We start from the raw sequence: 26,605 nt of genomic DNA, 5'->3' as shown, positions 1-26,605 counted from the left end.
AACAAAGCCTGTTGCACCTGAACCAAGGCTGGCGCATTGATCGGCGTATGGCCGATCCTGCTGCACACGTGCTCCGCCTGCACGATACCCATCTTCGCGAAAAGCGACCGTTCACGCCCCTCGACCCTGAGAATGTGCGCGTCTATTTCTGCGGACCGACCGTCTATGACCGCGCGCATCTGGGCAACCTGCGCGCCATGATGTGCGCGGATATCCTCATTCGCCTGCTGCGGACGCTGTATCCGCGCGTCACTTACGTCCGCAACGTCACCGACGTGGACGACAAGATCAACGCGCGCGCGAAGGAAAACGGGGAGGACATTTCCGCCCTGACCGAACGGACGACGCAGGCCTTTCATGAAGATCTCGCGTCACTCTTCATTCTGCCGCCCGATATCGAGCCCCGCGCCACTCATCATATCGACGATATGCTGGAGATGATCGCGCAGCTGATCGAAGCCGGACATGCTTATGAAGCCGAAGGGCATGTGCTGTTTGCGGTGCGCAGTTTCCCGTCCTATGGCGCGCTGTCCGGACGCTCGCTCGATGACATGATCGCGGGTGCGCGTGTTGAGGTCGCGCCCTACAAACGCGATCCTGGCGATTTCGTGCTGTGGAAGCCCTCCGAGCCGGATCTGCCGGGCTGGGACAGCCCCTATGGGCGCGGACGGCCGGGCTGGCATATCGAATGCTCGGCTATGTCACACCGTTATCTGGGCGAGAGCTTTGACATTCATGGTGGTGGCGACGATCTGCTGTTTCCGCATCATGAAAACGAACGTGCGCAGTCCATGTGCTGCCATCCGCATGGCAAATTCGCCACGCACTGGGTCCATAACGGGATGCTGCTGTCGAACGGCGAAAAAATGTCGAAATCGCTCGGCAATTTCTTCACGATCCGCGAAGTGCTGGACCGCTCCCCCGCAGAACCGCTGCGCCTGCTCTATCTGGGCGCGCAGTACCGCTCCACGCTGGATTTCAGCTGGGACAAACTGGAGGAAGCCCGTCGGGTTCTGGACCGGCTGTACCGGGCGCTTGAGCGCGGCGATGCCCAGCCGGGTGCTGCTGTTCCGGCAGCGGTCATGGATGCGCTATGCGACGATCTGAACACGCCGCTGGCCATTGCCGCTCTTCATCCGCTGGCGGATGCCGCCATGCAGGGCAATCAGGACGCGGCCTCAAGCCTGCTGGCCGCCGGAAAAATGCTGGGTCTGTTCAATATGACGCCCGCCGAGTGGTTCCAGTCCGGCGTAGACGCAAGTGCGGTCGAAACCCTGATCGAAGAGCGTCTTGCAGCCCGCAAATCCCGCGATTTCGCCCGAGCCGATGCCATCCGCGCGCAGCTTGCTGCCGATGGTATCACCCTTGAAGATGGCCCCGGTGGCACAACCTGGCGGAAGGCGTAACCATGACCGGACGTGACGGCGGGGCAGATATCGGCCCCCTTGGAGATTTTGATCCAGTTGTGATTCTGGTACGCCCGCAACTTGCCGAGAATATCGGTACGACGGCGCGCGCCATGGCGAATGGTGGCCTGTTCCATCTGCGGATCGTGGCCCCGCGCGACGGCTGGCCGCAGGAACGCGCCTGGTATGCGTCGTCGGGCGCGGACCGGATCTTGGACGCGGCTCAGGTGTTCGAGACGGTGGACGATGCCGTGGCCGACCTGCACCGCATTTTCGCGACGTGCCCGCGTCCGCGCCATGTGGTCAAGCCGGTCATGACTGCGCGAGGTGCCGCCGCCGAACTGCGTGTCGCCTCCACTCGTGGCCTGCGCACCGGCATCCTGTTCGGGCCCGAGCGTGCCGGACTGGATAACGAGGATATGGCCCGCGCCGATACGCTGGTCCGCTACCCGCTCAATCCGAAATTCATGTCGCTGAACCTCGCACAGGCCGTACTCATCATGGCCTATGAGTGGTTCCTGACCGAGGATATGACGCCACCGCGCGAGCTCATGACCAATGAGACGCATGTGGCAACGAAGGGGGAGATGGAGAATTTCATGTCCCACCTCATCCGCGATCTGGACGAAACCAATTTCCTTCGAAACGAGCAGAAACGCCCCGGCATGGTGCGAAACCTGCGTCATTTCTTCACCAGAGGCGAAGTAACGGAACAGGAGCTTCGCACCCTTCACGGCGTTGTCAGCGAACTGAGCAGCGCCCGCAGGAACAGGAGCTGACCCCATGATCCACTGGCGCCACCGGAAACGGATGCAAGCCCGACCTGATCCGGGGGCGCCAGAAGCACAGGACGGACATCCCACCGTCGTTGAGACGGTCAACAGGATCCGGGCACATGTTCTTGAAGAGAACGGTCGCCGCGACATCATCCGCACGGGCCTGGATTCCGCTTCTCTTGGAGACCTCTACCACACCCTGATGACCATGAGCTGGTTCATGTTCTTCTGGGCCTCGATCGGGCTGTATCTGGTCATCAACATCGCCTTTGCACTGATGTATTACGTCATTCCGCACAGTGTGAGCGGCGTGCCCAACGGCGATTTTCTCGACGATATTTTCTTTAGCGTTCAAACCATTTCAACCGTGGGCTACGGCACCATGGCTCCAGTCGGACGCCTGACGAATACGATCGTCTCTTTTGAAGTGCTGGCAGGCATGATGCTGAACGCGCTCGCTACAGGGCTGGTCTTCGCCCGCTTTTCGCGCCCCCGCGCTCGCGTACTGTTCAGTCATGTCGCGGTCGTTTCCTATGACGACGTTGTCCCCACGCTCACGATACGCATCGCCAACCAGCGCCGCACCCTGATCCTGTCCGCCAATATCGAGATGACTCTCACGCGCCTGATGCCGGACGAACATGGGCGTCTGGTCCGGCGTTTCGACCGACTCACGCTCGTACAGTCCCACATGCCGATTTTCCGTATCAGCCTCAATGCGACCCATCTGATCGACACCCAGAGCCCGCTTTACGGACTGAAAGCGGAGACGCTGATCGACCAGAATGCAGAAATCATCATCACGATGGATGGCACCGACGAAATCTCATCCCAAACCATATTCGCCCGTCATGCTTATGAGATCGGACATGTGAAACACGGCTACCGTTTTTCAGATATGATCCAGAATCGTCCGGATGGCCGGGTGGAGGTCGATTTCCGTCGTTTCCATACCACCGAGCCGGGCGATCTGCCCATGGCACCAGAACAGGAGACATCCCATGACGAATCCCGTGACGGAGGACACACATAATTTCGGAACTGGCCAACTAAAGGCTTCGGTCAGAAATAGTGGCGCCGAACTGATCGCCCTGCGAAGCGGGGACGAAGATCTGCTCTGGAATGCAGGAGCCGTCTGGCCAAAACACTCTCCAGTTCTGTTCCCGATCATCGGCAAACTCCCCGATTACGAGATCACGCTCGATGGCATCCCCGTCCGGCTGAAACAGCACGGCTTCGCGCGGGATCGAGTCTTTCGCTGGATTGCGCGAACCCCCGAAGGCTGCACGCTGGAACTGATGGACGACGCCAAGAGCCGTGCGTTCTTCCCGTCCGCCTTCCGGCTGCGAATGGTCTATCTGATCGAGAACAACACCCTGCGCGTCTCGTATCATCTGCATAATCCGGACCGCACCAGCACGCTCCATGCCTCCCTCGGCGCGCACCCGGCGTTTCGCTGGCCGCTGAAGGAGGGTGTCGCCAAAGACACCTATAGGCTGGTCTTTGAATATGACGAGCCGCTGCCGGTTCGGCGTATTGGCGCCGACGGCCTGCTTCTGCCGGAAAAACAGCATACGCCGCTCCGGGACAACGTCCTTGCGCTGACAGATAAGCTTTTTGAAAAAGACGCTCTCATCATGGAGAAACCCGAAAGCCGGTCCGTCGACATGGTCGGGTCGGACGGAACAGGTCTCCGGTTTGTCTGGGGCGGCTTTAAAGAGCTTGGCCTGTGGACAAAACCGGGCGCGGATTTCCTGTGTATTGAACCCTGGCATGGCTATGCGACGCCAGCCGGCTTCAAGGGAGACTTTTCACAGAAACCCGGCCTTCTGCATCTAAAGCCAGGCGAGAGCTGGGCGGCGTTCTGGTCCGTCAAGGCGATCTGAAAAGATCAACCCCGTCGTGCTTCTTGAAACGCGCGACGGGGCAACAGGATCAGGCCTGAATGGCATCCCTCAGGCGGGACACCGTCCGCTCGCGCCCCATCAGGCCGAGCAGGACGTGCAGTTCCGGACCTGCGTCTTCACCCGTGAGAGCCAGACGCAGTGGCATGAACAGGGTGCGCCCCTTGCGGCCCGAAGCCTCCTTGAGCGTATTGGCCCAGTCCTTCCAGGTGTCCTCGCCCCACGGCTCGGCGGGAAGGGTGTCGAGGGCCTGTTGAAGGAACGCGCGGTCTTCGGGCTGTGAGGGCGGGACGATCGTGCCATGCACCACGTCCCACCAATGCGGGATCTCGGCGGAGAGGTCCACGTTTCCACGGACCGCATTCCAAAACGTCTCGTCAGCTTCTGGCGGAAGATGCGCCTTTGCAGCCTCGAACGGCAGGCTGTGCAGCGCGCGACGGTTCAGGGCGAGAAGCTGCGTCATGTCGAACCGCGCGGCCGACTTGGAGACATGCGAGATGTCATAAGCCGCAATGGCCTCATCCATCGTCATGACCTGCGGATCATCCGAGGAGCCCACGCGTGCGAGATAGGAGACGATCGACATCGGCTCCAGCCCGTCCTGACGCAAAGATTTCAGCGCGAGCGAGTCGAACCGCTTCGACAGCTTCCCGCCATCGGAATCCAGCAACAGCGGTAGATGCGCGAAAGTGAAGCGATTGGGCTTCGCACCCAGAGCTTCGGCAATGTCGATCTGCACGCCGGTGTTGGTCACATGATCTTCACCACGCACGATATGCGTGATGCCCAGATCCAGATCATCGATCACAGAGGCCAGAGTGTAGAGGATCGTGCCGTCACCACGCACCAGAACCGGATCGGAAATGGCCGTCAGCTTGACCGAGCACTCGTCCATGACGAGGTCGTTCCACTTACGGCTGCCGTCGCTGAGGCGAAAACGCCAGTGCGGCGTCTTGCCATTGGCCTCGGCGCGCGCGCGCTGATCAGCTGTGAGCTTGAGCATCGCACGGTCATAGATCGGTGCCTTACCAGCACGGATACGGGCTTCACGCTTGGCGTTCAGCTCGTATTCCGTCTCAAAGCACGGATAGAGACGGCCTGTTGCCTTCAGCTTTTCGATGACTTCGGCATAGCGGTCCAGCCGTTCGGACTGGCGGACGTACTCGTCCCATTTCAACCCCAGCCAGGACAGGTCCTTGCCGATTGCCTCTTCATATTCGGGCTTGCCCCGGCTGGTATCGGTATCGTCGATCCGCAGCAGGAACTTGGCGCCGTTATGGCGTGCGAAAAGGAAGTTGGCGACGGCAAGGCGCGCATTGCCAACATGCAGGTAACCGGTCGGAGACGGAGCGAAGCGCAGTTTCATGACGCCTTAATGCCGCATGATGCGCCGTGTTTCCAGAGCGGGTTTTGACGAAGGGCCGTGTGAGGAAAGAAGACCATGCCCCCTTCCCTGCACCGCATATTCAGTGACGGATCACTTCGTGACGGTTTTCGTCATCCTCGTCGTCTTCATCGTCCGGCGGACCGGCGATTTCCTCGTCATCGACGAGGCGACGCGGATCGATAGCGCGCCAGTCCCGCTCCATTGGGGTGGCGCGGCTGGCTGCGAAGTCTTCAAGTTCCGTGGAGGACTTCCAGCCGTCTTCGCCAGCGTCCACGACCTCGGCATTCTCACCGAACGCGAACCAGTTTTCGAGAACTTCCTTACTGCTCGCGCCCGGCGTGCGACAGCGCTCGATGCTGTCACGGACATAAGCGCGGGCATAAGCGTTGGCATGCATCAGATCGATGAAGTCTTTCACGACTTCCACCGTATCGTCCTCGCCGGCCGATGCGCCGGACAGGTCGATGATGCGCACGCTCCACGAACCAGTCTGAGCGCCGTTTTCGGGGGCACCTTCGACAGGATCAATCGTATCGTCGGTCATTTGGTCTCCTGACTGTCCCGGACTTTCTGGAGCAGGAACTCGCGTCCGAGTTTGACACGGGGCTGTCCGTCATAGGCCACGATATCAGCCGTTGCATAGGTTTCAGACCAGCGGTCGGGAATGAAGGACCCGCTGCCGATCACGTCGATCGGGGCATGAGCGTCCCGCATCGTCGAACATTTGGCGACGTTGAATCCCGAAGACGCGACGATTTTCACATGATGAAAACCGGCGTGGTCCAGAGCTTCACGCATCCGCCAGATGGCCGCCGCCGACACACCTGTCCCCACCAGATCGCGCAGTTCCTGATCGGAACGGTAGCGGCGGATGGTGCCGGGTGTGTGACGCTCAAGCACACCATATGAGGTCTGGGGGTCCAGTCCTTCAAGGAAGCGACCGCCATGCGTGTCCAGACGGACACTCAGATGGCCCTTTGCTGCGCGCTCGGGAAAACGGCGGCACACGGCGAGCGCATCCGTGATTTCCTGCCCGAAGTAATCCACCAGAACCGTCAGCGGATCGTTCGGATAGACCTCATCATACATCTCCGCCGCGCGCAGCGTGGAGCCTGCATAGCCGATCAGGGCATGAGGCATGGTGCCCAGACCGGCATCCAGGCCGAAGAAGCCGGCCGTGGCGTCATTGGCATTCCCAACAAAACCGCGAGCCCCCTCCTTCTGTGCAGCACGAGAGCCGACACCTGCGGCATAGGCCATCTGTTCCTGCATTTCGAAACCCGCGCAGTGTCGGGCGTCCATGGCAAGAAACGGGATGGTCGGGAGGGCCATGGCCATCTGATAAGCGTTATGCGCGGCGACGCAGGTGGAGCCGATCCGCTGGAGCACCAGCGTCTCAAGCGGGGCCAGCCGGGTGAAGCTTCCGGTAAGGTACAGGAGCGGTTCGCCCGCCCCGACCCACTCGCCTTCGGCGTACATTTCCCGGCATTCAATGTCGAAGCCCTGCGCTTCGGCCACGTTTTTCAGCCACTGTGTAACCAGACCACAGGCCGCGATCACCGGGCGGCGGATGAACACCGCATAGGTGACGCGGGAATCCCCGAAATGCTCCACAATGTGACGCGTTCGCCCGAAATAAGCGTCCGTCCGCGCTTCGATGGTTGTCTCGTCCAAAGGGCCGAGAGTGCCAAGCGCGCGCCGGAGCGCGGCCTGTGGAGTGTTCTGGGGATCGGAAGCCGTCATTATTTCTTTCCTGCTCGTCCCGTCAATTCCTGAGCAAGAAGGAAGGCCATTTCAAGGGACTGTTCCGCATTAAGACGCGGATCACAGAATGTTTCATAGCGACCCGCCAGATCGTCTTCGGTCAGACACTGCGCACCGCCAATACATTCCGTGACATCCTGACCCGTCATTTCAAGATGGATTCCGCCCGGACGACGGCCCGCAGCCTCGAACACGTCGAAGAAGCCAAGCACTTCACCAAGGATATTGTCGAAAGAACGAGTCTTGATCTTGCTGGCCGTAGTCGTGGTGTTGCCATGCATCGGATCGCACAGCCAGGTCACGGTGCGGCCCGTGCGGTTCACAGCATCGAGCAGCGGCGGCAGATGCTCGCGCACCTTCTCCTTACCCATACGGGAAATCAGCGTGATGCGACCGGCCTCGTCCTGCGGGTTCAGGATTTCGAGCAGCTTTTCGAGATCCGTGACCGTCGTGGTCGGGCCGACCTTGATGCCGATCGGGTTCTGCACACCGCGCAGGAACTCGACATGCGCGCCATCCGGCTGACGGGTACGGTCGCCAATCCACAGAAAATGCGCCGAGCACCCGTAATGGGCGCCACTTGTGCTGTCTACACGGGTCAGGGCCTGTTCGTACGGCAGAAGCAGGGCTTCGTGAGACGTGTAGAACTCCGTCTCGTCGATCTGCGAAGCCGAACCATCGAAGCCGCAGGCACGCAGAAAGGACAGCGTCTCGTCGATGCGATGGGCCAGATCCTGATAGCGCGCAGCGAGGGGGGAACGCTCCACAAAGCCCAGATTCCAGCTATGGACCTGATGCAGGTTCGCATATCCGCCATGCGCGAAAGCACGAAGCAGGTTCATCACGCCGGCGGACTGGAAATAGCCGGTCTCCATACGACGCGGATCGGGAATACGGGCTTCGGGCGTGAATTCCGGGCCATTGATGATGTCACCGCGGTAGCACGGCAGTGTCACACCATCGATCGTCTCGGTATTGGACGAACGCGGCTTGGCGTACTGTCCGGCCATACGCCCGATCTTCACGACCGGCACCTTGGCGGCGAATGTCAGCACGACTGCCATCTGGAGCAGGACGCGGAACGTGTCGCGCACGATGTCGGCGGTGAATTCGTCGAAACTCTCGGCACAGGCACCGCCCTGAAGGACGAAGGCTTCACCACGTGACGCAGCGGCCAGACGTGTCTTGAGACGGCGGGCCTCCCCCGCAAAAACCAGCGGTGGATATCGATGCAGACGAGCTTCGACAGCAGCAAGCGCCGCTTCATCCGTATAGGATGGAGCCTGGACGATGGGACGGGAACGCCAGCTTGCAGGAGACCAGGACATCGTGTTGGTGGACGTCGGGGTCTGGCTCGAGGGGTGCATCAAATGCCCTCCGGAAGGATGTGAATGCAGGAGTTGCGGGGGGCTGGTTATGGCCGAAAACGGGAGCCGTTGATAGCGCGAAACGTCAGATTGTATCGCATGGCTCCTGTCTGCGGATGGAATGTTTCACGAACGGACGAAACACCGTGCCAAGCAAAGCGTGACGGACCACCCCAGACCACCACGTCACCGTCCAGAAGTTCGATGACGCGTTTCGGCGCGCTGCGAGTCAGGCCGCCAAACGAAAACCGTGCCGGCAGGCCGAGGGAAACCGACACGACTGGTGCTTCTGTCTCTCCCTCATCGCGATCCTGATGCAGGCCCATCTTCGCACCCGGAGCATAGCGGTTGATGAGGCAGGAGACCGGCTGAAAATTAGCATATCCCGCTTCCATCGCGGCCTGCACAGCAAGATGACGAAGTGCGTCAGGCATTGCAGGCCATGAATTGCCGGTCCCGGGATCGCTCAGGGCATACCGATATCCCGCCATATCCGCGACCCAGCCGCACTTCCCGCAGGACGTCATGGCCACAGACATCCGTCCCATACGTGTCTGGAAATGGCGGAAAGGTGCCTGTTTGTGGATCTCCGCAATAGCGTTGTGAAGAGTGTGAGTCTGCGACAGCGCATATCCGGGCAGCCATACCGCCCCTTCCGCCAGAACGGTTCTTGGTCGGAGCGGAGCCAGAAGGTCGTCCATCATCCTGACTCCGCGATACGGGAAATCCATCTTGATCTGGTCATATCGGACGATATGGGTATGTCGATGTCTTCTTACACCCGAAAAGAAGTCTTGAACCCGGCAGAAAGCAGGCCGATTATAGTCTTATGCGCTGTTTTGCCGGAATGTCGGACCCTGATGCCGTCACACTCCAGAAAGCAGCTTCGTTGTCATGATCGGCCAAGGACCGGATCGCATGTTGTCCTCTTCCCGTTTCTTCTGCCATGCCCTGCTGGCGACCGCTCTGCTGGGAGGGGCGGCACAGGCCCAGACCGCGTCTTTCGGCCAGCCTTACGCAGCCGGCACGACACTGTCTGCGCAGCCGGGGCAAGCTCAGGGTCAGACCAATGCCCAGTCTCAGGCCACGACTGGCGGTGAGCATTTCCGGGCGCGTGGTCACCGCAAGCCCCCTCCGGGTTATTCCGACACGCCGTCCAATGATTTCGAACATGGCCCTGATCCGGATCACGAAGCCGGTATTGAGCGCGATTCCGTAACAGGCGCCAATCTGTCCAAGTTCGGTTCGTCCTATCAGGGCAGCAACAACACGCAGTCCGGCCAGCTTGGCGACGCCACCGGCAATGGTTACGTCGCCCCGCGTGGAAACGGCTGGTAAGGCACGCAACCAAATCCCCGGCGACAAGTTCTGATCCTCGTATGAATTCCTTCGAGGATCAGAACCATGCCGTATATCACAGCCACTGATGGCACGAGCCTTCACGTCAAGGACATGGGCGCAGGCAAACCTGTCGTCCTGATCCATGGATGGCCCCTCACCGGGGATATGTGGGAAAAGCAGACACTGGCACTGGTGGAGGCGGGTTACCGCGTCATCACGTATGACCGCCGTGGCTTCGGCCTCTCCGGTCATCCGATCAACTGCTACGATTACGATACGCTGGCGGACGATCTGGCCGTCATTCTCGAACAGCTTGACCTGTGGGATGCCACACTGGTCGGCTTCTCGATGGGCGGTGGTGAAGTCGCGCGTTATCTGAGCCGCCATGGCCGGTCGCGCATTTCCAAGACCGTGCTGCTGTCCTCGGTAGTGCCTTTCCTGCTCAAAACATCCGACAACCCCAAGGGGGTCGATATTTCCGTCTTTGACGGCATCAAGCAGAAAATCCGGCAGGACCGTTTTGGCTTCCTGAAAGAGTTCATTCCCGAATTCTACGGCGTCAGCCTCATGCACCATCCGGTCAGTCAGGGTGCGCTAGACTGGTCCTTTCTTCTGGCATCAATGGCGAGCCCGATGGCAACGCTGGATTGCGTCGACGCCTGGGGCACGACCGACTTCCGTGCCGATCTTCAGGCATTCACCGTGCCGACACTCGTTATCCACGGCACGGCCGACTCTGCCGTCCCGTCCGAAATCGCTGGCGAAAAGGCAGCGGCGGCCATTCCGGGCGCCACGTGGATTTCCTATGAAGGTGCACCGCACGGGCTTTTCCTGACCCATGCCGAGCGGGTGAATGAGGATCTGCTGCGCTTCCTTGCTGCTCGCTGAGGGAGCGTCAGAACGCGCCCTTGAGAAAGGCCCTGCTGACCGGCATTTCCGTCCGCACGATCAGCAGGGAGCCGATGGCCAGAACCAGATCGTGGCGGATCGAAGGGTCCTGTGACTGCCGCTCAAGCGCATAAAGTTCGTCCAGCGTAGGGTCGATCGTCGCGCTGGTATGTGTCAGAGGCAGCTTGCGACGGAGCAGGTTACGGACCATTCCATCCACCGCCATGACCGCCGTATCAGGCAGACTTCCATGCTGGGCTAGCTTGCGCAGCATCAGGACGTTTCGCCCTACGGTGAGTACAGACAGCGTTCCGCGCAGCATGGCCTCCGCCCGGTCACTGGAGAGCGAACCCGCAAAGCGCACCGCGCGCTCCATGCTCTGCGTACCCTCGTTAATCCAGACATACTCGTCCATAATCACGCCGGGCAACGCGAGCCGTCGCAAACTACGCTTGAGCTGGTAGCGCAAGACCTCCCCTGCCCGTGCGGGCGTGAACGGCAGAACGGCCCGGAAGATCACCACACCCGCTCCAAGGCCGAGAAGCAGCGCGATCGTTGTGTTAAACCAGCCGAGTTCGTTGATGCGTCCCTGGTTGTCCATGCCCAGCAGGAATGGGAAGAAGGTGCCATAGGATGCCGCCATCACGGCTGTGGACGGGTTGCGGGCCGCGAGACCACCCAGCATCATGAAGAAGCCTGCCACAAGACAGAAGAATGGATAATTGGCCGTCACAGGCATAACGATGAAAACCGGAATGACACTGGCCACAGCCGCGGCTACTGCGCCGTAAAAGAAGGCTGCACTCAGCAGAACGGTATTCTCAAAGGTGGCGAAGCGGGCGCAAACGACCGCGATGAAGGTCAGGAACACGCTCCCCTGCGGCCAGGCAGTCACTTCCCACACATAGGCGCCGAACAGCAGGGCCACGGTCGTGCGCACACCATTGCGCATCGAGGCGCGCCAGTCCGGATTGCGGGTCAGGCGATGACGTTCGGACACCGGAGCGCCATCGACGCTGGCGCGATAGGAGCGCAGCGTCTCGCAGAGATCAGAGAGCATGACCTCGACGCCCGTCAGGATGATGCCTTCATTGAGCGAATCTTCGTCGTCCCGGGGCAGGATCGTCTGCATACGTCCACGGCATTCCGCCAGCAGAGCTTCGGACTGAACCAGAGCCGCGATCCCCCGACGATCCGTAACCAGACGCTCGGGCATTCCATCCAGAGCCGACGCCATTTCCTCAAGGAAAGGCTTAAGCGCCTCAGGCTGATGGGACACCGCCGTCATGCGGGTCCGCAGGCCAAGCCCGCGCGACAGGACGCGGGCCACGAGGCCCAGCGTGACATAGGCGTGCTCGACCTCGTTGCCTTCGCTGCGGATCTCGATCCGGCTGAATTCAATCTGGTCGCTGGAAGCCTGAAGAGATCCCAGTAACGCGGACAGCTCATCGGTCGCGCCTGTTTTTTGGCGCAGGACGTCCGTGAGGGTTGGAATGGCGCGGGTGAGAATGGCCTGAAGACGCTTGCGCAATTCTTCACGTGCCCGTCCCGCGACGTTAGGCAGGGCGATCATACCCATGGCTGTCTCGCAGATTACGCCGAGGAAAATATACGTCCCGCGGGCCATGGCGATGTTGAAAACGTGGTCCGGCTCCTTCACCGCACCCAGCGCGATAATCGTACAGGTATAGCCCGCCAGCACGAGCGCGTAGCCGCGGAAATTATGCGTCAGGGTGGCAAGCCCCGCGCAGAGCCCCACCCAGAGCGCCAGAGCCGGGAGAAACAACCAGGGATATTGCGGAAACGCCGCCATCAGAACGATGGCCATCACCATCCCGATGACGGTGCCGACCAGACGCCAGCGTCCTTTGGAAATACTTTCGCCGCGTGAATTCTGGGCGACGATCCAGACGGTCATGGCGGCCCATTGCGGCTCACCAAGCTCCATCCACAGCGCGATCGCCAGCGCCAGAAGCGCTGCAATCGTGGTGCGGAGGGCAAACATGACGGACGTAATGGACGGGGCAAACAGCCAGCCAAAATTCATGCCCGAAGCGGACCTTCAGAAAATATGTGACGGCCCGACTGCCGGGCCTCCGTGAGACCGTTACGCGCCGTCATGATGTGTCAGCCTACTTTTCGGGGAACGTGACGGGTGGCGTTGCGCATGGTCACGAATTCTTCCGCGCTGGTGGGATGCAGGCCGATCGTACGATCGAAATCCCGCTTCGTCAGCTTTGCCGTAATCGCAATGGCGAGGCCTTGAATGATTTCCGGCGCATCCGAGCCGATCATATGCGCACCCAGCACGGCCTGGCTCTTTGCGTCCACAACGAGCTTCATCAGGGTCTTGCCCTTGCGGCCTGAAAGCGTCTGGCGCATCGGCGTAAAGCTGGACGTGTAGATGTCCACATCATACTTCTGCACAGCTTCCTCTTCGGTCAGGCCGACCGTAGCGAGCGGCTGGGAGAAGAATACGGCCTTGGGCGTCGTGGCAAAGGACCATTCGCGACCCGGCTCGCCAAACAGGCGCTCGGCCAGAATGTGACCTTCGGCAATGGCCGTGGGCGTAAGATTGTAGGCATCCGTCACGTCACCGATGGCGTAGATGCCCGGCACGTTCGTCGTCGCATCGTCAGGCTTGGCGGGAATACGGCCATCGCGTGTGGCCACGCCCGCATTGTCGAGCTTCAGTGGCGCCAAATTGGGATGACGGCCCGTCGCCATGAACACGCAATCCGTCTCGATGACGTGCCCGCCTTCAAGATGTAGACGATAGCCATCCGCAACCTTTTCGATCCGCTCCGGAGAGCGACCGGGATGCGCCTTGATGCCGTTTAGTGGCAGCAGTTCGGACAGATGGACGCGCAGTTCGTCGTCAAAGCCGCGTAGGGGATGGGGCTGCCGGAAGACCAGATCAACCGTGGAACCAAGCCCTGCGAAAATACCCGCGAACTCAACGCCAATATACCCACTGCCAATCACGGCAACGCGTTCTGGACGGTCCGTCAGATGGAACGCATCGTCCGAGACGATGACATGTTCCGCTCCGGGAATATCCAGACGCGTAGGCGTGGAGCCCGTGGCAATCACGATATTCTTCGCCCGGACACGCTGGACGGACGCATCCGGCGCGAGTTCGGACGGTCCAATTTCTACGGTATGGGCATCCACGAAGCTGGCATTGCCCGTAAACAGCGTCACACCGGCCTTTTCCAGCATCGAGACATAGATGCGGTTGAGGCGCTCGATCTCGCGGTCCTTGGCGCTGATCAGCGTGGACCAGTCATGCGCGACCGGTTCGACATCCCATCCATAAGACGGGGCATCGGCAATCTCGCGGCCATAATCAGCCGCATAGACCATCAATTTCTTGGGAACACAGCCCAGATTGACGCAGGTTCCGCCCCAGTGACGGCGCTCCGCAATTGCGACGCGCGCTCCGTTCTGGGCGGCGATACGCGCGCAGCGCACACCGCCCGATCCGGCACCAATAACGAACAGATCAAAATCCTGCATCATTCCGGCCTTTCGTACCCTGTTTGAGACCTCAGCGCTCGGCGAAGGCCTTCTCGACGACATACGAACCCTGCGTGCTCATATTGCCTTCCTCAAAACCCATACGCTCCAGCAGAGCTTCGGTGTCAGCCAACATTTCCGGCGAGCCACAGATCATGACGCGGTCATGCTCGGGATCGAGCTTGTCGATGCCCAGATCCTCGAAGATCTTGCCCGTTTCGATCAGCTTGGTGATGCGATCGGTCACGGCATAGTCTTCGCGAGTCACAGCCGGGTAGTAACGCAGCTTGTCCTTCACGTACTCGCCAAGGAATTCGTGCTCCGGCAGTTCGTGGCGGATGTGGTTCTCATAGGCCAGCTCGCCCGAAATGCGGACGGTGTGGCTGAGGATCACATTCTCATAGCGCTCATAGGCCTCGGGGTCCTTGATGAGGCTCATGAACGGTGCCAGACCTGTGCCTGTGGACAGGAAATACAGGTTGCGGCCCGGCTTGAGGTTGTCGAGCAGCAGCGTGCCAACCGGCTTGCGGCCGATCAGAACTGTATCGCCGACCTTCACATGGCGCAGACGCGAGGTCAGCGGACCATCGGGAACAGCGATGGAGAGGAACTCCATGTGGTCTTCGTAGTTCGCGGACGCGATTGAATAGGCGCGCAGGAGCGGCTTGCCCTCGACTTCAATGCCAATCATTGCGAACTGACCGTTCTCGAAGCGCAGGCCCGGATCACGCGTTGTGGTGAAGCTGAACAGGCGGTCCGTCCAGTGGTGGACCGTCAGCACCTTGGCCGGATACAGATGCGCGTATTCCTTGCTCGGTTCGGCAAGACGATACTGCTTCGGATGACCTTCGAACGGCACCAAGCCGGTGATGGGCTCGTCGATCTCGGGGGTGGGGGCGGCAAAAATCGGGGTAGACATGTCTGGTTCTGTCTCCGGTGCGGAACGGATAACAGGTCTCGGACCTGATAAGGGTCGGGTCTTTTAGCCCAATCGTCACCGCTCGGGAAACCCATCCGCGTTGAAGCGCATGCCGGAATGACGCACAAGACTCTTATGACAGACGACTCCATGCCGGACGCCCCTCTCTCCGACACACTCTCTCCGGCCGAACGCGCCCTTGCGCGGGCCGAGGCCGAATTCGGAACTTCGCTCGACATCACGTCGCGCGAACGCCCTGCCCTGCTGCGTCAGGTTGCGCGCCGGCTTGAAGGTCCGGAGGCGAGCCTGTCCCATGACGGGCTGATCGAGGCGCTGTGCGTTGTGCGCCGCAAGACCTGGGCATCCCAGCTCATGAATCTGTGCCGCAGGGCCGGTGAAGTCTGGGTAAGTAAAGCCGACACGCAGGACGCAGCGGCCCGCACCCATGACCCGCGCGCCGACATGCCTGCCCTGCGCCGGACACTGGACGATGTCCTGATGACGCGCTGGCAGGAGATGGGTGATTCTCCGCGTGCCGTGCTGGAGGATGTCCGCGCCGATCTCGCCGACACCGGGCTGATCCTGTCGAGCGGCCAGCTTGAAAAGCTTTCACAAAGCATTGCCAGCGCCTTCGGCAGCGTCGATCTGGGCTTTGAGGACGACCTGCGGATTGCAGAAGAACGTCGCGCCCGCGAACAGGCCGACATTCAGGCCCGTGCCGAAGAACGCAGGGCGCGCGAGCTTGAACGCCTGCGACAGTGGGAAGAGGGACTCGTCAGCTTCGATGATCTGCCCGGTGTTCTGCACTGCTCACGCCGCGAGGCCCTGCGCTGGGTTGCGGAAAACCGCATTCCCGTTGCACGCCGCGAAACGCGACCGGACGGAATCGAGCTGTTCTTTTTCGATCCCATTGAGCTCAAACGGCTTCGGACGTTCCTGCCGCAGTGGCGCAGCGGAACGAAAGACCGGCCGGAAGTTCTGGATCTGGGCAACAAGGCGGGCAATGCCGCCATTGCCCGTGTCGCGGCGCTGGACCGGTTTGCGGCCCATTTCCGCACCGCGCGTGCGCTGAAACGGCGCATCACGCTCGTGACCGGGCCGACGAACTCCGGCAAGTCCTATACTGCCCTCAATGCTCTGGCGAATGCCGAGAGCGGGCTGGCACTCGCGCCCTTGCGCCTGCTCGCCCATGAATTCCGCGAGTCCCTGCTCTCACGCGGCGTTCCGGCATCCTTGTCCACGGGCGAGGAGCGGATCGAAATGCCGGGCGCGCGCCATCTGGCGGCGACGGTCGAGATGTGTCCGTTCCACAATCCTGTGGATGTGGCCATCATCGACGAAGCCCAGATGCTCGCCGATCCGGACCGTGGTGCTGCCTGGACGGCTGCCATCATGGGTGTCCCGGCACGGCATGTCTTCATCCTCGGTGCGCCGGACTGCATCCCGCTGGTCAAGCGCATTGCCGAACTTTGCGATGATCCGGTGGATGAGATCCATCTCGAACGCAAAAGCCCGCTCAAGGCAGGTGAGACGCTGCATCTCGATGAACTGAAGCCCAGCGACGCCGTTATCGCCTTTTCGCGCCGAGAAGTTCTGGATCTGCGCGCCGAGCTCATGGCGCGTGGACGCCGCGTGGCTGTCGTCTACGGCGCTCTGAGCCCGGAAGTCCGTCGTGCGGAAGCGGCCCGGTTCAACAATGGCGAGGCCGATATCCTCATTGCGACGGATGCCATCGGCATGGGGCTGAACCTCTCCATCCGGCGCGTGGTGTTCAGTGCGCTGCGCAAGTTCGACGGACGCCAAACGCGCGATCTGGTCTCGCAGGAGGTCAAGCAAATCGGCGGGCGCGCGGGGCGTTACGGCAAGCATGAAAACGGACTTGTCTGCGTGCTGGCGGGAGCGGGCAGCCCGACCTTCGTCAAGAAGATGCTGAGTGCGCCACCTGAAGTCGTCACGGAACTCCGCCCGCTGGTTCAGCCGGATTCGGATATCGTCCGGGCCGTTGCCGAAGAAATTGCCAGCGACAGTCTTTATGGCGTTCTGACGCGCATCAAACATGCCGTTCTGCGTGCGGATGACCCGAACTATCGTCTCGCCGACATGGAACAGGCGCTGGAAATCGCAGCCGCTTTGGAAGGCGTGGAAAATCTCGATCTTTCGACACGTTGGACCTATGCCATGTGCCCGATCGACGAGCGGGACAACGGGATCCAGCGCCTTGTCCAGTGGGCGGCCGACCATGCCGCGGGACGACCGGTACCGCCGCCGGGTACGGGTCGTCTGCCGCATCCGGAACAGGCTGGACGCGAAGAACTGGAGCGTGCCGAGAAACGCCACAAGCGGCTGGTGGCCTGGCGCTGGCTCGCTCTGCGCTTTCCGGACGCCTATCCGGCGCGTCAGGACGCGGAAATCAACACGTCCATTCTCAATGACTGGATCGAACAGGTCTTGCGGACGCAGAGCCGGATGCGCGAAAGCCAGAAACAGCAGCGTTCTGGAAACCACAACGGACGCGGTACCTCAGATCGGCGACCTTATTCCGGCCCGAGAAAAAGCGGTGGACGACCCTTCCCCGCCAAAACGGGCAAACGCCCTGCTGGTGGGCGTCGACGTTCTTCCTAGCAGCCCGATGGGGAAGGAGCGGACCGAGAGAATCAAAACCCCTCGGCCACGATAAGCTCAGGCGCTCTTGGAGCGTTCTTTCGTGTGCGGCTCCGGCTGTTTGCTGCGCACGCGTCGCTCAATCCATTTCTGGGCCTGCAGCTTGATGAGCGGATCGAGCTGCCGGTAAAGGGTCAGCATCGTGTTTTCATCAGGCGTCAGGGTTTCCTGAATGGCCTTGTAAGCCATTCCGGTCAGCAGGACTTCCGGCTCGACGCCAAGAACCTGCGCCAGACTGCCCAGATGCTTGCCGACATGGCCGGACCGCCCCGTTTCCCAGAACGCAACAGCCGAGCGCGAAATCCCGACTTTTTCGGCAAGCTGCTGCTGACTCAGCCCTATCATTTCCCGCAGGAGCCGGATCCGGCGTCCCAGTTCGAGCCCTGGAGAGAGCTGCGCGGAGGGAATGGCGTTTCTGGTCAATCTAGCCTCCGTTTCTGTGATCCATACCCTGAACGCCGTTTCGGACACGTGCGCTGGAGTCAGTGTTTGGCCCTCCACCCTGAAGCCTACACCACCAGCTCCAAGGGTAATAATTTCCCGGACCTCGCCGGCTTTTCCCGGACGGGCGGCCTTCCACTTCTGACCCAGCCCAAGGGATATTGTTTTTTTCATATTAAGCCTCCGGCCTGCTAACAGTGGCGCACACCGCCATGCAACAAAACTCTCTGCCGGTCAGAGATCTCCCATTACGTTGAGAGAGGTTTTGTCTGCTCAATCTACTTTTGAAAGACAGCGACAACCGCATCAGACTAGTCCCCTTCTCCGGCTCGTGGGAAGGGGCATGATACCCCCCCCACCCTTCCAAAAAGTATTCCCTACGTCTGAAAATCATCCAACGGGCAGAATATTTTAAAAACCCCGCCCCAAAAAGTGGTTTTTATAGTGTGTCGCGCGGGACAAGAAGCATCGTCTCGCCAGATGCGCCGGCGCGAAGCTCCAGACGGTTTTCTCCCTCACGCGACCATGACGTCACGGTCGGGAGGTATCTGCTGATGAGCTGCTCCTGAAGCATCAGAGGTGGCAGGCAGGCCCGACGCGTCATGGCGAAGGGCAGGAAATGGAGGTTCTGACCTTCAATCCTGAAATGCCCCATGAGGCGGTTGCACCCGTCAGAACCATACACAGTCCCATCCTGCTGCAATGTCAGGCCCGGGGCATCAGCAGAATTTTCGAAGTGCCGGTCTCCCAAGCTCTGAATGCCCCACGTGCCATAAGGCACACGGACCGCTGACCCAGCCACGCGATGAAGCACGAGCGCGGGATGATCCAAAGGCACTCCCTCATTCGACGTCGCAAAAAGTCTGCGCCCCTCTACGGTGATCTCCGCATTGAGCGTGTAATGCCCTCCCGCGGGAAGCGGGGGATATGTCAGCGAATAAGAAATGGGAACAGCGCGCTGGATCTCTTCACGCTGTTCGGCAACAACCAGAGGTGCGCCATGCGCTGCTGCCGTATCCTCGATCCACACATTGAGCATCGCCCCCGGCGGCAGAGCCATTCGCTCGTGATACAGAGCCTGACCATGCAGAATGTGCATGTTTTCGGCCCAGACATTGCCAACAGGCAGGACAGAGCCCGTCATGAGCAGGGTCAGAACAAAGCGACGGATCGTGATCATGCCTGACAGCCCTCAACCGATGCGGTTCAGCCCACCCATGTAGGGGCGCAGAACCTCGGGGATATCGATGCTGCCGTCTTCGTTCTGATAGGTTTCCATGACCGCGATCATCGTCCGGCCGACAGCAAGACCAGACCCGTTGAGCGTATTGACGAAGGCCGGTCCATTTTCCGCACGATAGCGCGCATTCATCCGGCGCGCCTGAAAATCGCGCGTGTTGGAGCACGAGGAAATTTCGCGCCATGCCTTCTGCCCCGGCAGCCAGGCTTCCAGATCGAACGTCTTGGCAGCACCAAACCCCGTATCGCCCGCGCAGAGTAGCATCCGACGAAACGTGATGCCGAGACGCTCCAGAACCGTCTCAGCAGCCTGCGTCATGCGCTCATGCTCGGCCTCGCTGTCTTCCGGCCGCACGACCGAGACCAGTTCGCATTTCGTGAACTGGTGCTGGCGCAGCATGCCACGCACGTCACGCCCGGCGGAGCCAGCTTCGGAGCGGAAGCACTGCGAGAGCGCAGTCATGCGGATCGGCAGGGAGTCAGCGGGCAGAATATCGCCCATGACGGACGCCGTGAGCGGGACTTCGGCGGTCGGGATCAGCCAGCGGCCGTCTTCGGTACGGAACGAGTCCTCGGCGAATTTGGGCAGCTTGTCCGTGCCATACATGGCGTCGTCATTGACCAGAAGCGGCACGCTGGTTTCACTGTAGCCGAACTCGGACGTGTGGGTGTCGAGCATGAACTGACCCAGAGCACGCTCCAGACGGGCAAGTGCGCCACGCAGGACCACAAACCGCGTGCCGGACAGTTTGGCCGCGGTCGGAAAATCCATCAGACCAAGCGCTTCGCCAAGCTCGAAATGCTGTTTCGGCTCGAAAGCCAGCTCGCGCTTTTCGCCTCGGACATGGACGATCACGTTGTCGTCTTCGTTCTTGCCGTCCGGGACAGAGGCATCAAGACGGTTTGGCAGGGCTTTAAGCACATTATCGATGCGGGTCTGGATCGTATTCGCACACTCTTCCAGACCTGCGATCTGGTCACGCAGGGCCACGGCCTTTGCTTCAATCTCAGAGGTGTCGAGCTTCTGCCGCTTAAGCAGGCCGATTTCCTTGGCGATCGTCTTGCGGGCGGCCTGTGCGTCCTGAAGCGCGGCCAGAGCAGCGCGGCGCTCTTCGTCTTCGCTGACGAGCTGCTGCCCCACGGGTGACAGGCCCCGACGTGCGAGAGCAGCGTCAAAAGCGGCCGGGTCGGCGCGCAGGGCTTTCAGGTCATGCATGGTTCAGGGCTCCGGCAGGTATGTCTTCAGTCTTCGTCAGCGGCCATCGGTTTCGGTTCCACGAACCGGGCCGTCAGAATGGATACTTCGTACAGTGCGACGAGGGGAATGGCGAGGCTCAGCATCGTAATCGCATCTGGCGGCGCAATAACGGCCGCAACGGCAAACGATGCGACAACGGCATAGCGGCGGAAACGCTTGAGTTGCGCCACGCTCAGCAGCCCCACCCGGACCAGCAGCGTCAGAATGACGGGCAATTCGAAACAGACCCCGAAAGCGAGGATCATTTTCGTAACCAGCGTCAGATATTCCGAGACCTTGGCCTGAAGTTCGATCTGCATGCCGCCATCAGTGTTCTGCGGCGTCTGGAAGGACAGGAAGAACTGCCACGCGTAAGGAAACACGACATAATAAGCGAGTGCCGCGCCAATTAGGAACATGATGGGCGTGGCGATCAGGAACGGCGCAAACGCGCGTTTCTCGCTGCGATACAGGCCGGGCGCGATGAAAATCCAGGCCTGGATGGCGATCATGGGAAAAGACAGGCAGGTCGCGCCGAAAACAGCCACGCGGATATAGGTGAAGAAAGCCTCATACAGCGCGGTGTAGATCAGATGCGGCTGCTCGCCGTTCTTGCGCATGATGTTGCCGAGCGGGGCCGCCAGAAAACGGTAAATCTCGCCCGAAAAATGATAGCAGATGGCAAAGGCGATCACGAAGGTCACGATCGACCAGATCAGCCGTTTGCGCAGTTCCACGAGATGTTCGAGGAGCGGCATCGGCGTGTCGTTGATGCTGTCAGTGTCGGTCATTCCCCGTCCTTTCCGCTCGCGATGGGGATGCGCCGACCGGCATGGATGGCCCGGACAGGCGGCAGGATATCAGGCGCGCGCCAACGGGGGCGCTCATGCTGGAGCCGCCGTGCCGTGCTGGGCGGCAGAATGGAGGGCGCCTCCATCACATCGTCGTTTGGAAAGCTGTCTGTCTGCGTCGGGGTATCAACTGCCGGTTCGAACTGTGGACGAGCATTGTAGGGCACCGTTTCCAGATCGGTCAGGGAGGGTGGCGGCGGAAGCGGCGGAGCAGCCGGGACCTTTGGCAGTGCAGCCGCCGACGCCCTGGCGGATGTGTCTAGGTCCAAACTGCGGCGGATGGTGTTGTCTCCGTCGATCGCTTTGGTCACGCGGTCGCGCAGATTGAAATTCTTCAGGTCCCGGAACTGGTCCCGCGCTTCGGAGAGATCGGCTTCGCGAACCATCTCGTCCACATGGGACTGAAATTCCGAGGCCATGCGCCGCATTGCCTTCAGCCCGTTGGACAGGGTACGGATGGCAACCGGCAGGTCTTTCGGGCGGATGAAGACCATCGCCACCATCACGAACAGCGCGATTTCCGAGAAACTGAAGTCAAACATGCGTCATTCCTAGCCTGTCTGCTCCGTTACGCCTACGGCCGAAACATCCTCTTCTACTTCCGTAGGCGCGCGATCCAGCAGGAAGTCTTCCCGGCGAGGCAGAGCCCCGAGATCCGGCAGGCCAAAACTTTCCAGAAAACCGGCCGTAGTGCCCCATAATACGGGACGCCCCGGCACGTCCTTACGACCTTTGGGAGCAATCAGGCTGTCTTCCAGAAGGGCATCAAGAATGGGTTGCCCGAGCGACACGCCACGGATGGCCTCGATTTCCGCCCGGGTGCAGGGCTGGTGATAGGCGATGATAGCCAGCGTCTCCATCGCACCACGACTGAGGCGGCGGGGCTTTTCTACGACTTTCGTCAGGGCAGAGGCGAATTCCGAACGGGTGCGGAACTGCCAGCCACCCGCCACCAGAACCATTTCAATGGCATGATCGCGATAACGCTCCTGCACGGCCTGAAGGGCATCCTCCACCGGAACATTGACCGACTGTGCTTTCAGAAGCTCGGCAATCGCAGCGGACTTTACGGGTTCAGGGCTGGCGAAAACGAGCGCCTCCACCAGAAGACGGGCCCGGTCGAGTAAGGAGGAAAGAGTCATGATGCGGCTGCCCGCCATTCAATTTCACCAAAGGCCTCAGGCTGGCGGAGTTCGAGCGCTCCTCCTTTCGCCATTTCCAGCCCCGCCAGAAGCGTCCCCGCGAGAGCCGCGTTACGCCCGTAAGGGCCCTCCTCATCGTCCAGTTCGTCAGCGCCCGGCAACAGGGACGTCAATGTGTGCCATCCTGCTACCGTGTCGGTTCCCAGAAGGCGTTTGAGACGCGAAAGCGCATCCTGCACGCTCCAGTAACGACGGGCGCGCGGCGCATAGACGCGCCTGCGCCCTGTTCGACGTCGAGCGGACAAATAGGCCGTGATCAGCGCGGGCGTGTCCACACGCAGACCGGAGCGGTCGATTTCTGTATGATCTTCACCCAGCCCGCGCCGGAAGACATCCAGACCCAGGCGGGGTTGTTCGGCCAGCCACTGGGCTGCAGCGCGCATCCGTTCAAGTTCGATGAGGCGTTCCTGAAGAAGCTCAATCGCATCTTCAGCGTCGGGGTCTTCATTCTCGGCAGGCAGGAGAAGTTTGGATTTCAGCCAGGCAAGCCAGGCCGCCATGACAAGCCAGTCCGCCGCCAGTTCCAGCCGGAGGCTCCGCGCTTCCGCACGGGCCTTGTCTACGACGGCCAGATACTGCTCCACGAGTTGCAGAATGGAGATTTTCGCCAGATCCACCTTCTGCCTGCGGGCCAGATCGAGGAGCAGATCGAGTGGCCCCTCAAACCCGTCAAGCGTCAGATGCAGTGTCTCGCTCAAACGCCAGCACTCAGAACTGAGCTGGCGTACAGGCGACGGACTGCGCGTGCAGCTTCACACAATAAGCCCGCGCCGCTTTCAGATCCGCAAAACCGCCGACCCGCAAACGCACAAATGTGTGATCGCCTCGTGTGGTCTTTTCGAACAGAGGCGTATGACCCGCGAACAGGCCCGGAGCCTGATGACGCAGACTGTCCCATTCCTTGCGGGCCGCAGCCTCACTGTCGAGCGCACCAAGCTGCACTTCATGCGAACCGGTGCCCGACGCCTCGGCCTTCGGCATGGCGGTAGCAGCAGCTTTCGGCAGCCCGACATTCTCAGGCGGCGGAACCGGCGCGGGCAGCGGCTTTTCAGCCGGACGCGTCACATGACGGGCGGGGACCTCCTCCTTCTTCGGCGCCTCTTTTGAGACTGGCTTTGAAGGCTCGGTGGGAGGCGCCGCCTGATCCTGCGGTTTTTCCGGAACGGCCGCAGGCGATGCCGTATCCGAAGACGACTGTCCGGTACCGGCGGGAACCGTTGGCTCAGGAGCAACAGAAGCTTCCGGTTGACCTGCCTGGTCCGCTCCTGCTGGCGTCTGGGTCTGGACAGCCTTGTCCGCCGTTACGGCACCTGTTGTCGACGCATCCGTTCTGGAGGCATCTGATGCTGCCTGCCCAGGTGTCCCGGGTGGGACGCCGTACTGACGGGCCAACGCCTTCGTATCGGGCTGTTCCGGTCCTGGGGCAAGATGGGCCTCACCATTGCCTGTCATATCGGTGTCACCGTCATCCCCACCCATGATCTGCATTCCGCCCGGATCGGCGGGACGATCCTTCACCGGCCCCGGCGGCGGACCGATAATGGGAATTCCGCCATGATGGCTGCCCATAAGCGACCACCCTCCAACGGCCAGCAGCAACACGACGCCGATGCCGGCCGCCCCCCCAACCAGCTTGCGCGTTGCAGGATCACTCCCCAGCAGGGACGTTAAACGTCCCGCACCCGCAGCATTTGCAGATGCCGCCGGGCGACGGCGGGGTGCGGGTTCGTCATCGTAATCGTTGCTTAACCGTTCACGGTCGAAACGCTGCTGCGGACGTGCTCCCGGGCCCGGAGGCTGTTTCGGCAACTGGGCATAGTCGCCGGGATCGGGGCGGTTGCGATCCTGATCGTTTTCCGGACTCATCGCATTTCCTCTACCGGCACGACGCCGAGAATGGTGAGGGCACAGCGCAGCGTTCCTGCAATCGCCGAGACCAGCGCCAGCTTGGCGAGGCTGGTTGCGCGGTCGTTCTCATGCAGGAAGCGCAGGGTGGTGTCTTCGCGGCCCCGGTTCCAGAGGGCATGAAAATCGGAGGCCAGATCAATGCAATAGGTCGCGATCCGGTGCGGCTCCCGGGCCGTCGCAGCGGCTTCAACACTGCGCGGGAAAGCCGCCAGACGACGCAGAACGGCCAGTTCGACGTCCGAAGACAGGTTGGACAGATCGGTTTCGCACAGAGCTTCGGGCGTCACGGACTCTGCACCAAACATCGTCTCGGCCGAACGCAGGACCGACCGGCAGCGGGCATGAGCGTACTGGACGTAGAACACCGGATTGTCGCGCGTCTGGGCGACAACGGCATCCAGGTCGAACTCCATCTGCGCGTCGGCCTTGCGGGTCAGCATCGTGAAGCGCACAGCATCACGGCCCACTTCGTCGAGCAGGTCGCGCAGGGTCACGAACGTGCCGGCACGTTTGGACATCTTCACCGGCTCGCCGTTCTTCACGACGCGAACGATCTGGCACATCACGACTTCAAAGCCGGTCTTGCCATCCGTCAGAGCGGAAATAGCGGCGCGCATGCGGGAAACGTAGCCGCCATGATCGGCGCCGAGGACGTCGATCAGGACGTCGGCATTTTCGGCCTTCTGGGCGTGATAGCCGATGTCGTTGGCAAAATAGGTATTGGTGCCGTCGGACTTACGGAGCGCACGATCCTGATCGTCACCAAATTCGGTGGAGCGGAAGAGCGTCTGCGGACGGGCCTCCCAGTCTTCCGGCATCTTGCCCTTGGGCGGCTCCAGCACGCCTTCATAGAGCAGGCCTTTGCTGTCGAGCGTGGCAATCGCGGCATCCACGCGACCGCTGGCCAGAGTCTCGGCTTCACTCGCGAAGACTTCGTGCGAAATGCCGAGCGCTTCCAGATCTTCGCGGATAGCAGCCATCATCTGCGTCAACGCTTCACGGCGCACAATCTCGAACCAGACGGACGGGTCAGCGGGGCCACCTTCGGCATTGGCGAGCGCACGACCGTGCTTTTCAGCAATGCTTTGTGCAACAGGGATCAGGTACTCGCCCTGATATTGCAGGCCGTTCGGGGTCAGGCCACCGAATTCGTCTGCGGAAATCTCCGTGCCGATGGCCTGAAGATAGCGCCAGTAGGTGGCCCAGGTCAGGGCGACGACCTGCGTTCCGGCGTCGTTGATGTAATATTCGCGCGTCACCGGACTGCCTGCGGCTTCGAGCAGGTTTGCCAGCGCGTCACCGACCACCGCGCCGCGACAGTGACCGACATGCATCGGGCCGGTCGGGTTGGCGGAGACGTATTCCACGTTCACGCGCGTCCCCTGCCCCATCGTCGAACGGCCGTAGCGGTCACCCGCCTTGAGAACGGAAACGGCCACGCCCTGAAGGACCTCGGGCTTGAGCGTCAGGTTTACAAAGCCCGGACCGGCGGCTTCGGCCTTCGCGATCCCCGGAAGTTCGGAGAGTTTCGCGACCAGTTCGGCAGCAATATCAGCAGGTTTGCGGCGTGCGGGCTTGGCGGCCAGCATGGCGGCGTTTGTCGCCATATCACCGTGGGACGGATCACGGGTAGGGGTCAGATCGACGCGCTGCACCACCTCTTCCGGCAGGCCGGGGACGACCGATCGCAGAGCGTCGCACACCTGAACCCGGGTGCGGGCAAAGAGACAGTCAGTCGTAGGGGTCGTGGTGTCAGCGGCCATTTCAGCTCGATTCCTGTAACGCGTCTTCAAAT

24 protein-coding genes are annotated in these 26,605 nt (G+C 61.0%); 7 read left to right on the top strand and 17 right to left on the bottom strand.

The genetic code is table 11. From position 1 onward, the window contains the following. Window positions 1-47: 47 nt before the first annotated feature. Genes cysS through GKA01_RS00880 form a run of 4 tightly spaced genes read left to right on the top strand, consistent with a single transcriptional unit; the run spans window position 48 to window position 4,068 of the window. Window positions 48-1,406, top strand: a complete 1,359-nt coding sequence (cysS, locus tag GKA01_RS00895; RefSeq protein ID WP_146858287.1) for a cysteine--tRNA ligase — start codon at window positions 48-50, stop codon at window positions 1,404-1,406. Between the two features lie 2 nt (window positions 1,407-1,408). Next, the gene (locus tag GKA01_RS00890) at window positions 1,409-2,185 is read left to right on the top strand and encodes an RNA methyltransferase (protein WP_099285569.1); all 777 of its coding nucleotides are present in this window, start codon (window positions 1,409-1,411) and stop codon (window positions 2,183-2,185) included. Between the two features lie 4 nt (window positions 2,186-2,189). Beyond that, entirely contained in the window at window positions 2,190-3,215 is a 1,026-nt protein-coding gene (locus GKA01_RS00885; RefSeq protein ID WP_146858285.1) for an ion channel, read from the top strand. Continuing rightward, on the top strand, window positions 3,184-4,068 hold the full coding sequence (locus GKA01_RS00880) for an aldose 1-epimerase family protein (protein WP_146858283.1): 885 nt from the start codon (window positions 3,184-3,186) through the stop codon (window positions 4,066-4,068). Before GKA01_RS00885 ends, GKA01_RS00880 begins: the two co-directional genes overlap by 32 nt. A 49-nt stretch (window positions 4,069-4,117) precedes the next feature. Here GKA01_RS00880 and gltX read toward each other — a convergent pair whose 3' ends face one another. The 5 genes from gltX to alkB all read right to left on the bottom strand — a co-directional run bounded on the left by gltX (window position 4,118) and on the right by alkB (window position 9,305). Then, window positions 4,118-5,452 (bottom strand): glutamate--tRNA ligase, encoded by a 1,335-nt coding sequence (gene gltX / locus GKA01_RS00875; RefSeq protein WP_146858281.1) that lies wholly within the window; start codon window positions 5,450-5,452, stop codon window positions 4,118-4,120. Between the two features lie 100 nt (window positions 5,453-5,552). Then, window positions 5,553-6,017: a hypothetical protein gene (locus GKA01_RS00870; protein WP_146858279.1), complete on the bottom strand. Its 465-nt coding sequence runs from the start codon at window positions 6,015-6,017 to the stop codon at window positions 5,553-5,555. Beyond that, window positions 6,014-7,216, bottom strand: a complete 1,203-nt coding sequence (locus tag GKA01_RS00865) for a nicotinate phosphoribosyltransferase (RefSeq protein WP_146858277.1) — start codon at window positions 7,214-7,216, stop codon at window positions 6,014-6,016. Before GKA01_RS00865 ends, GKA01_RS00870 begins: the two co-directional genes overlap by 4 nt. Then, window positions 7,216-8,604, bottom strand: coding sequence for a class II 3-deoxy-7-phosphoheptulonate synthase (locus GKA01_RS00860; RefSeq protein WP_146858603.1), 1,389 nt, complete (start codon window positions 8,602-8,604; stop codon window positions 7,216-7,218). The genes GKA01_RS00865 and GKA01_RS00860 overlap by 1 nt, the downstream gene beginning before the upstream one ends. Before the next feature lie 47 nt (window positions 8,605-8,651). Beyond that, window positions 8,652-9,305, bottom strand: coding sequence for a DNA oxidative demethylase AlkB (gene alkB / locus GKA01_RS00855; RefSeq protein WP_146858601.1), 654 nt, complete (start codon window positions 9,303-9,305; stop codon window positions 8,652-8,654). A gap of 217 nt (window positions 9,306-9,522) precedes the next feature. Here alkB and GKA01_RS00850 point away from each other — a divergent pair, with 217 nt between their 5' ends. Both GKA01_RS00850 and GKA01_RS00845 read left to right on the top strand, forming a co-directional pair. Next, window positions 9,523-9,942, top strand: a complete 420-nt coding sequence (locus GKA01_RS00850) for a hypothetical protein (protein ID WP_194265773.1) — start codon at window positions 9,523-9,525, stop codon at window positions 9,940-9,942. A 66-nt stretch (window positions 9,943-10,008) separates the two neighbouring features. Continuing rightward, window positions 10,009-10,833 carry an alpha/beta fold hydrolase gene (locus GKA01_RS00845; RefSeq protein ID WP_146858272.1) on the top strand — a complete coding sequence of 275 codons (825 nt, stop codon included), beginning with the start codon at window positions 10,009-10,011 and terminating at the stop codon, window positions 10,831-10,833. Window positions 10,834-10,840: 7 nt separating this feature from the next. Here the strand turns inward: GKA01_RS00845 and GKA01_RS00840 are convergent, their stop codons facing one another. From GKA01_RS00840 to GKA01_RS00830, 3 genes are all read right to left on the bottom strand, one after another. Beyond that, window positions 10,841-12,880 (bottom strand): FUSC family protein, encoded by a 2,040-nt coding sequence (locus tag GKA01_RS00840; protein WP_146858270.1) that lies wholly within the window; start codon window positions 12,878-12,880, stop codon window positions 10,841-10,843. Between the two features lie 80 nt (window positions 12,881-12,960). Then, window positions 12,961-14,355 (bottom strand): glutathione-disulfide reductase, encoded by a 1,395-nt coding sequence (gene gorA / locus GKA01_RS00835; RefSeq protein WP_194265774.1) that lies wholly within the window; start codon window positions 14,353-14,355, stop codon window positions 12,961-12,963. A gap of 28 nt (window positions 14,356-14,383) precedes the next feature. Continuing rightward, window positions 14,384-15,271 (bottom strand): ferredoxin--NADP reductase, encoded by an 888-nt coding sequence (locus GKA01_RS00830; protein WP_146858268.1) that lies wholly within the window; start codon window positions 15,269-15,271, stop codon window positions 14,384-14,386. Window positions 15,272-15,406: 135 nt separating this feature from the next. Here GKA01_RS00830 and GKA01_RS00825 point away from each other — a divergent pair, with 135 nt between their 5' ends. Next, window positions 15,407-17,893 (top strand): helicase-related protein, encoded by a 2,487-nt coding sequence (locus GKA01_RS00825; RefSeq protein WP_194265775.1) that lies wholly within the window; start codon window positions 15,407-15,409, stop codon window positions 17,891-17,893. Between the two features lie 57 nt (window positions 17,894-17,950). On the opposite strand, the gene GKA01_RS00820 is transcribed toward GKA01_RS00825, so the two are convergent. The 9 genes from GKA01_RS00820 to argS all read right to left on the bottom strand — a co-directional run bounded on the left by GKA01_RS00820 (window position 17,951) and on the right by argS (window position 26,573). Then, window positions 17,951-18,547: a helix-turn-helix domain-containing protein gene (locus GKA01_RS00820; RefSeq protein ID WP_146858266.1), complete on the bottom strand. Its 597-nt coding sequence runs from the start codon at window positions 18,545-18,547 to the stop codon at window positions 17,951-17,953. 265 nt (window positions 18,548-18,812) lie between these two features. Further along, window positions 18,813-19,553, bottom strand: coding sequence for an META domain-containing protein (locus GKA01_RS00815; protein WP_146858264.1), 741 nt, complete (start codon window positions 19,551-19,553; stop codon window positions 18,813-18,815). A gap of 12 nt (window positions 19,554-19,565) precedes the next feature. After that, on the bottom strand, window positions 19,566-20,828 hold the full coding sequence (serS, locus tag GKA01_RS00810; protein ID WP_146858262.1) for a serine--tRNA ligase: 1,263 nt from the start codon (window positions 20,826-20,828) through the stop codon (window positions 19,566-19,568). A gap of 26 nt (window positions 20,829-20,854) precedes the next feature. After that, entirely contained in the window at window positions 20,855-21,640 is a 786-nt protein-coding gene (tatC, locus tag GKA01_RS00805; protein WP_062033683.1) for a twin-arginine translocase subunit TatC, read from the bottom strand. Continuing rightward, entirely contained in the window at window positions 21,637-22,242 is a 606-nt protein-coding gene (gene tatB, locus GKA01_RS00800) for a Sec-independent protein translocase protein TatB (protein WP_146858260.1), read from the bottom strand. Before tatB ends, tatC begins: the two co-directional genes overlap by 4 nt. A 9-nt stretch (window positions 22,243-22,251) precedes the next feature. Further along, window positions 22,252-22,860 (bottom strand): SMC-Scp complex subunit ScpB, encoded by a 609-nt coding sequence (gene scpB, locus GKA01_RS00795; protein WP_146858258.1) that lies wholly within the window; start codon window positions 22,858-22,860, stop codon window positions 22,252-22,254. Then, window positions 22,839-23,600, bottom strand: coding sequence for a segregation and condensation protein A (locus GKA01_RS00790; protein ID WP_146858256.1), 762 nt, complete (start codon window positions 23,598-23,600; stop codon window positions 22,839-22,841). Before GKA01_RS00790 ends, scpB begins: the two co-directional genes overlap by 22 nt. Window positions 23,601-23,610: 10 nt before the next feature. Then, the gene (locus GKA01_RS00785) at window positions 23,611-24,768 is read right to left on the bottom strand and encodes an SPOR domain-containing protein (RefSeq protein ID WP_146858254.1); all 1,158 of its coding nucleotides are present in this window, start codon (window positions 24,766-24,768) and stop codon (window positions 23,611-23,613) included. Continuing rightward, window positions 24,765-26,573 carry an arginine--tRNA ligase gene (gene argS / locus GKA01_RS00780; RefSeq protein ID WP_146858252.1) on the bottom strand — a complete coding sequence of 603 codons (1,809 nt, stop codon included), beginning with the start codon at window positions 26,571-26,573 and terminating at the stop codon, window positions 24,765-24,767. Before argS ends, GKA01_RS00785 begins: the two co-directional genes overlap by 4 nt. Between the last annotated feature and the right edge of the window lie 32 nt (window positions 26,574-26,605).

It is taken from the genome of Gluconobacter kanchanaburiensis NBRC 103587 (assembly GCF_007988905.1).
GTDB classification, from domain to species: Bacteria; Pseudomonadota; Alphaproteobacteria; order Acetobacterales; family Acetobacteraceae; genus Gluconobacter; species Gluconobacter kanchanaburiensis.
This window is presented reverse-complemented; position numbering and strand designations above follow the sequence as displayed.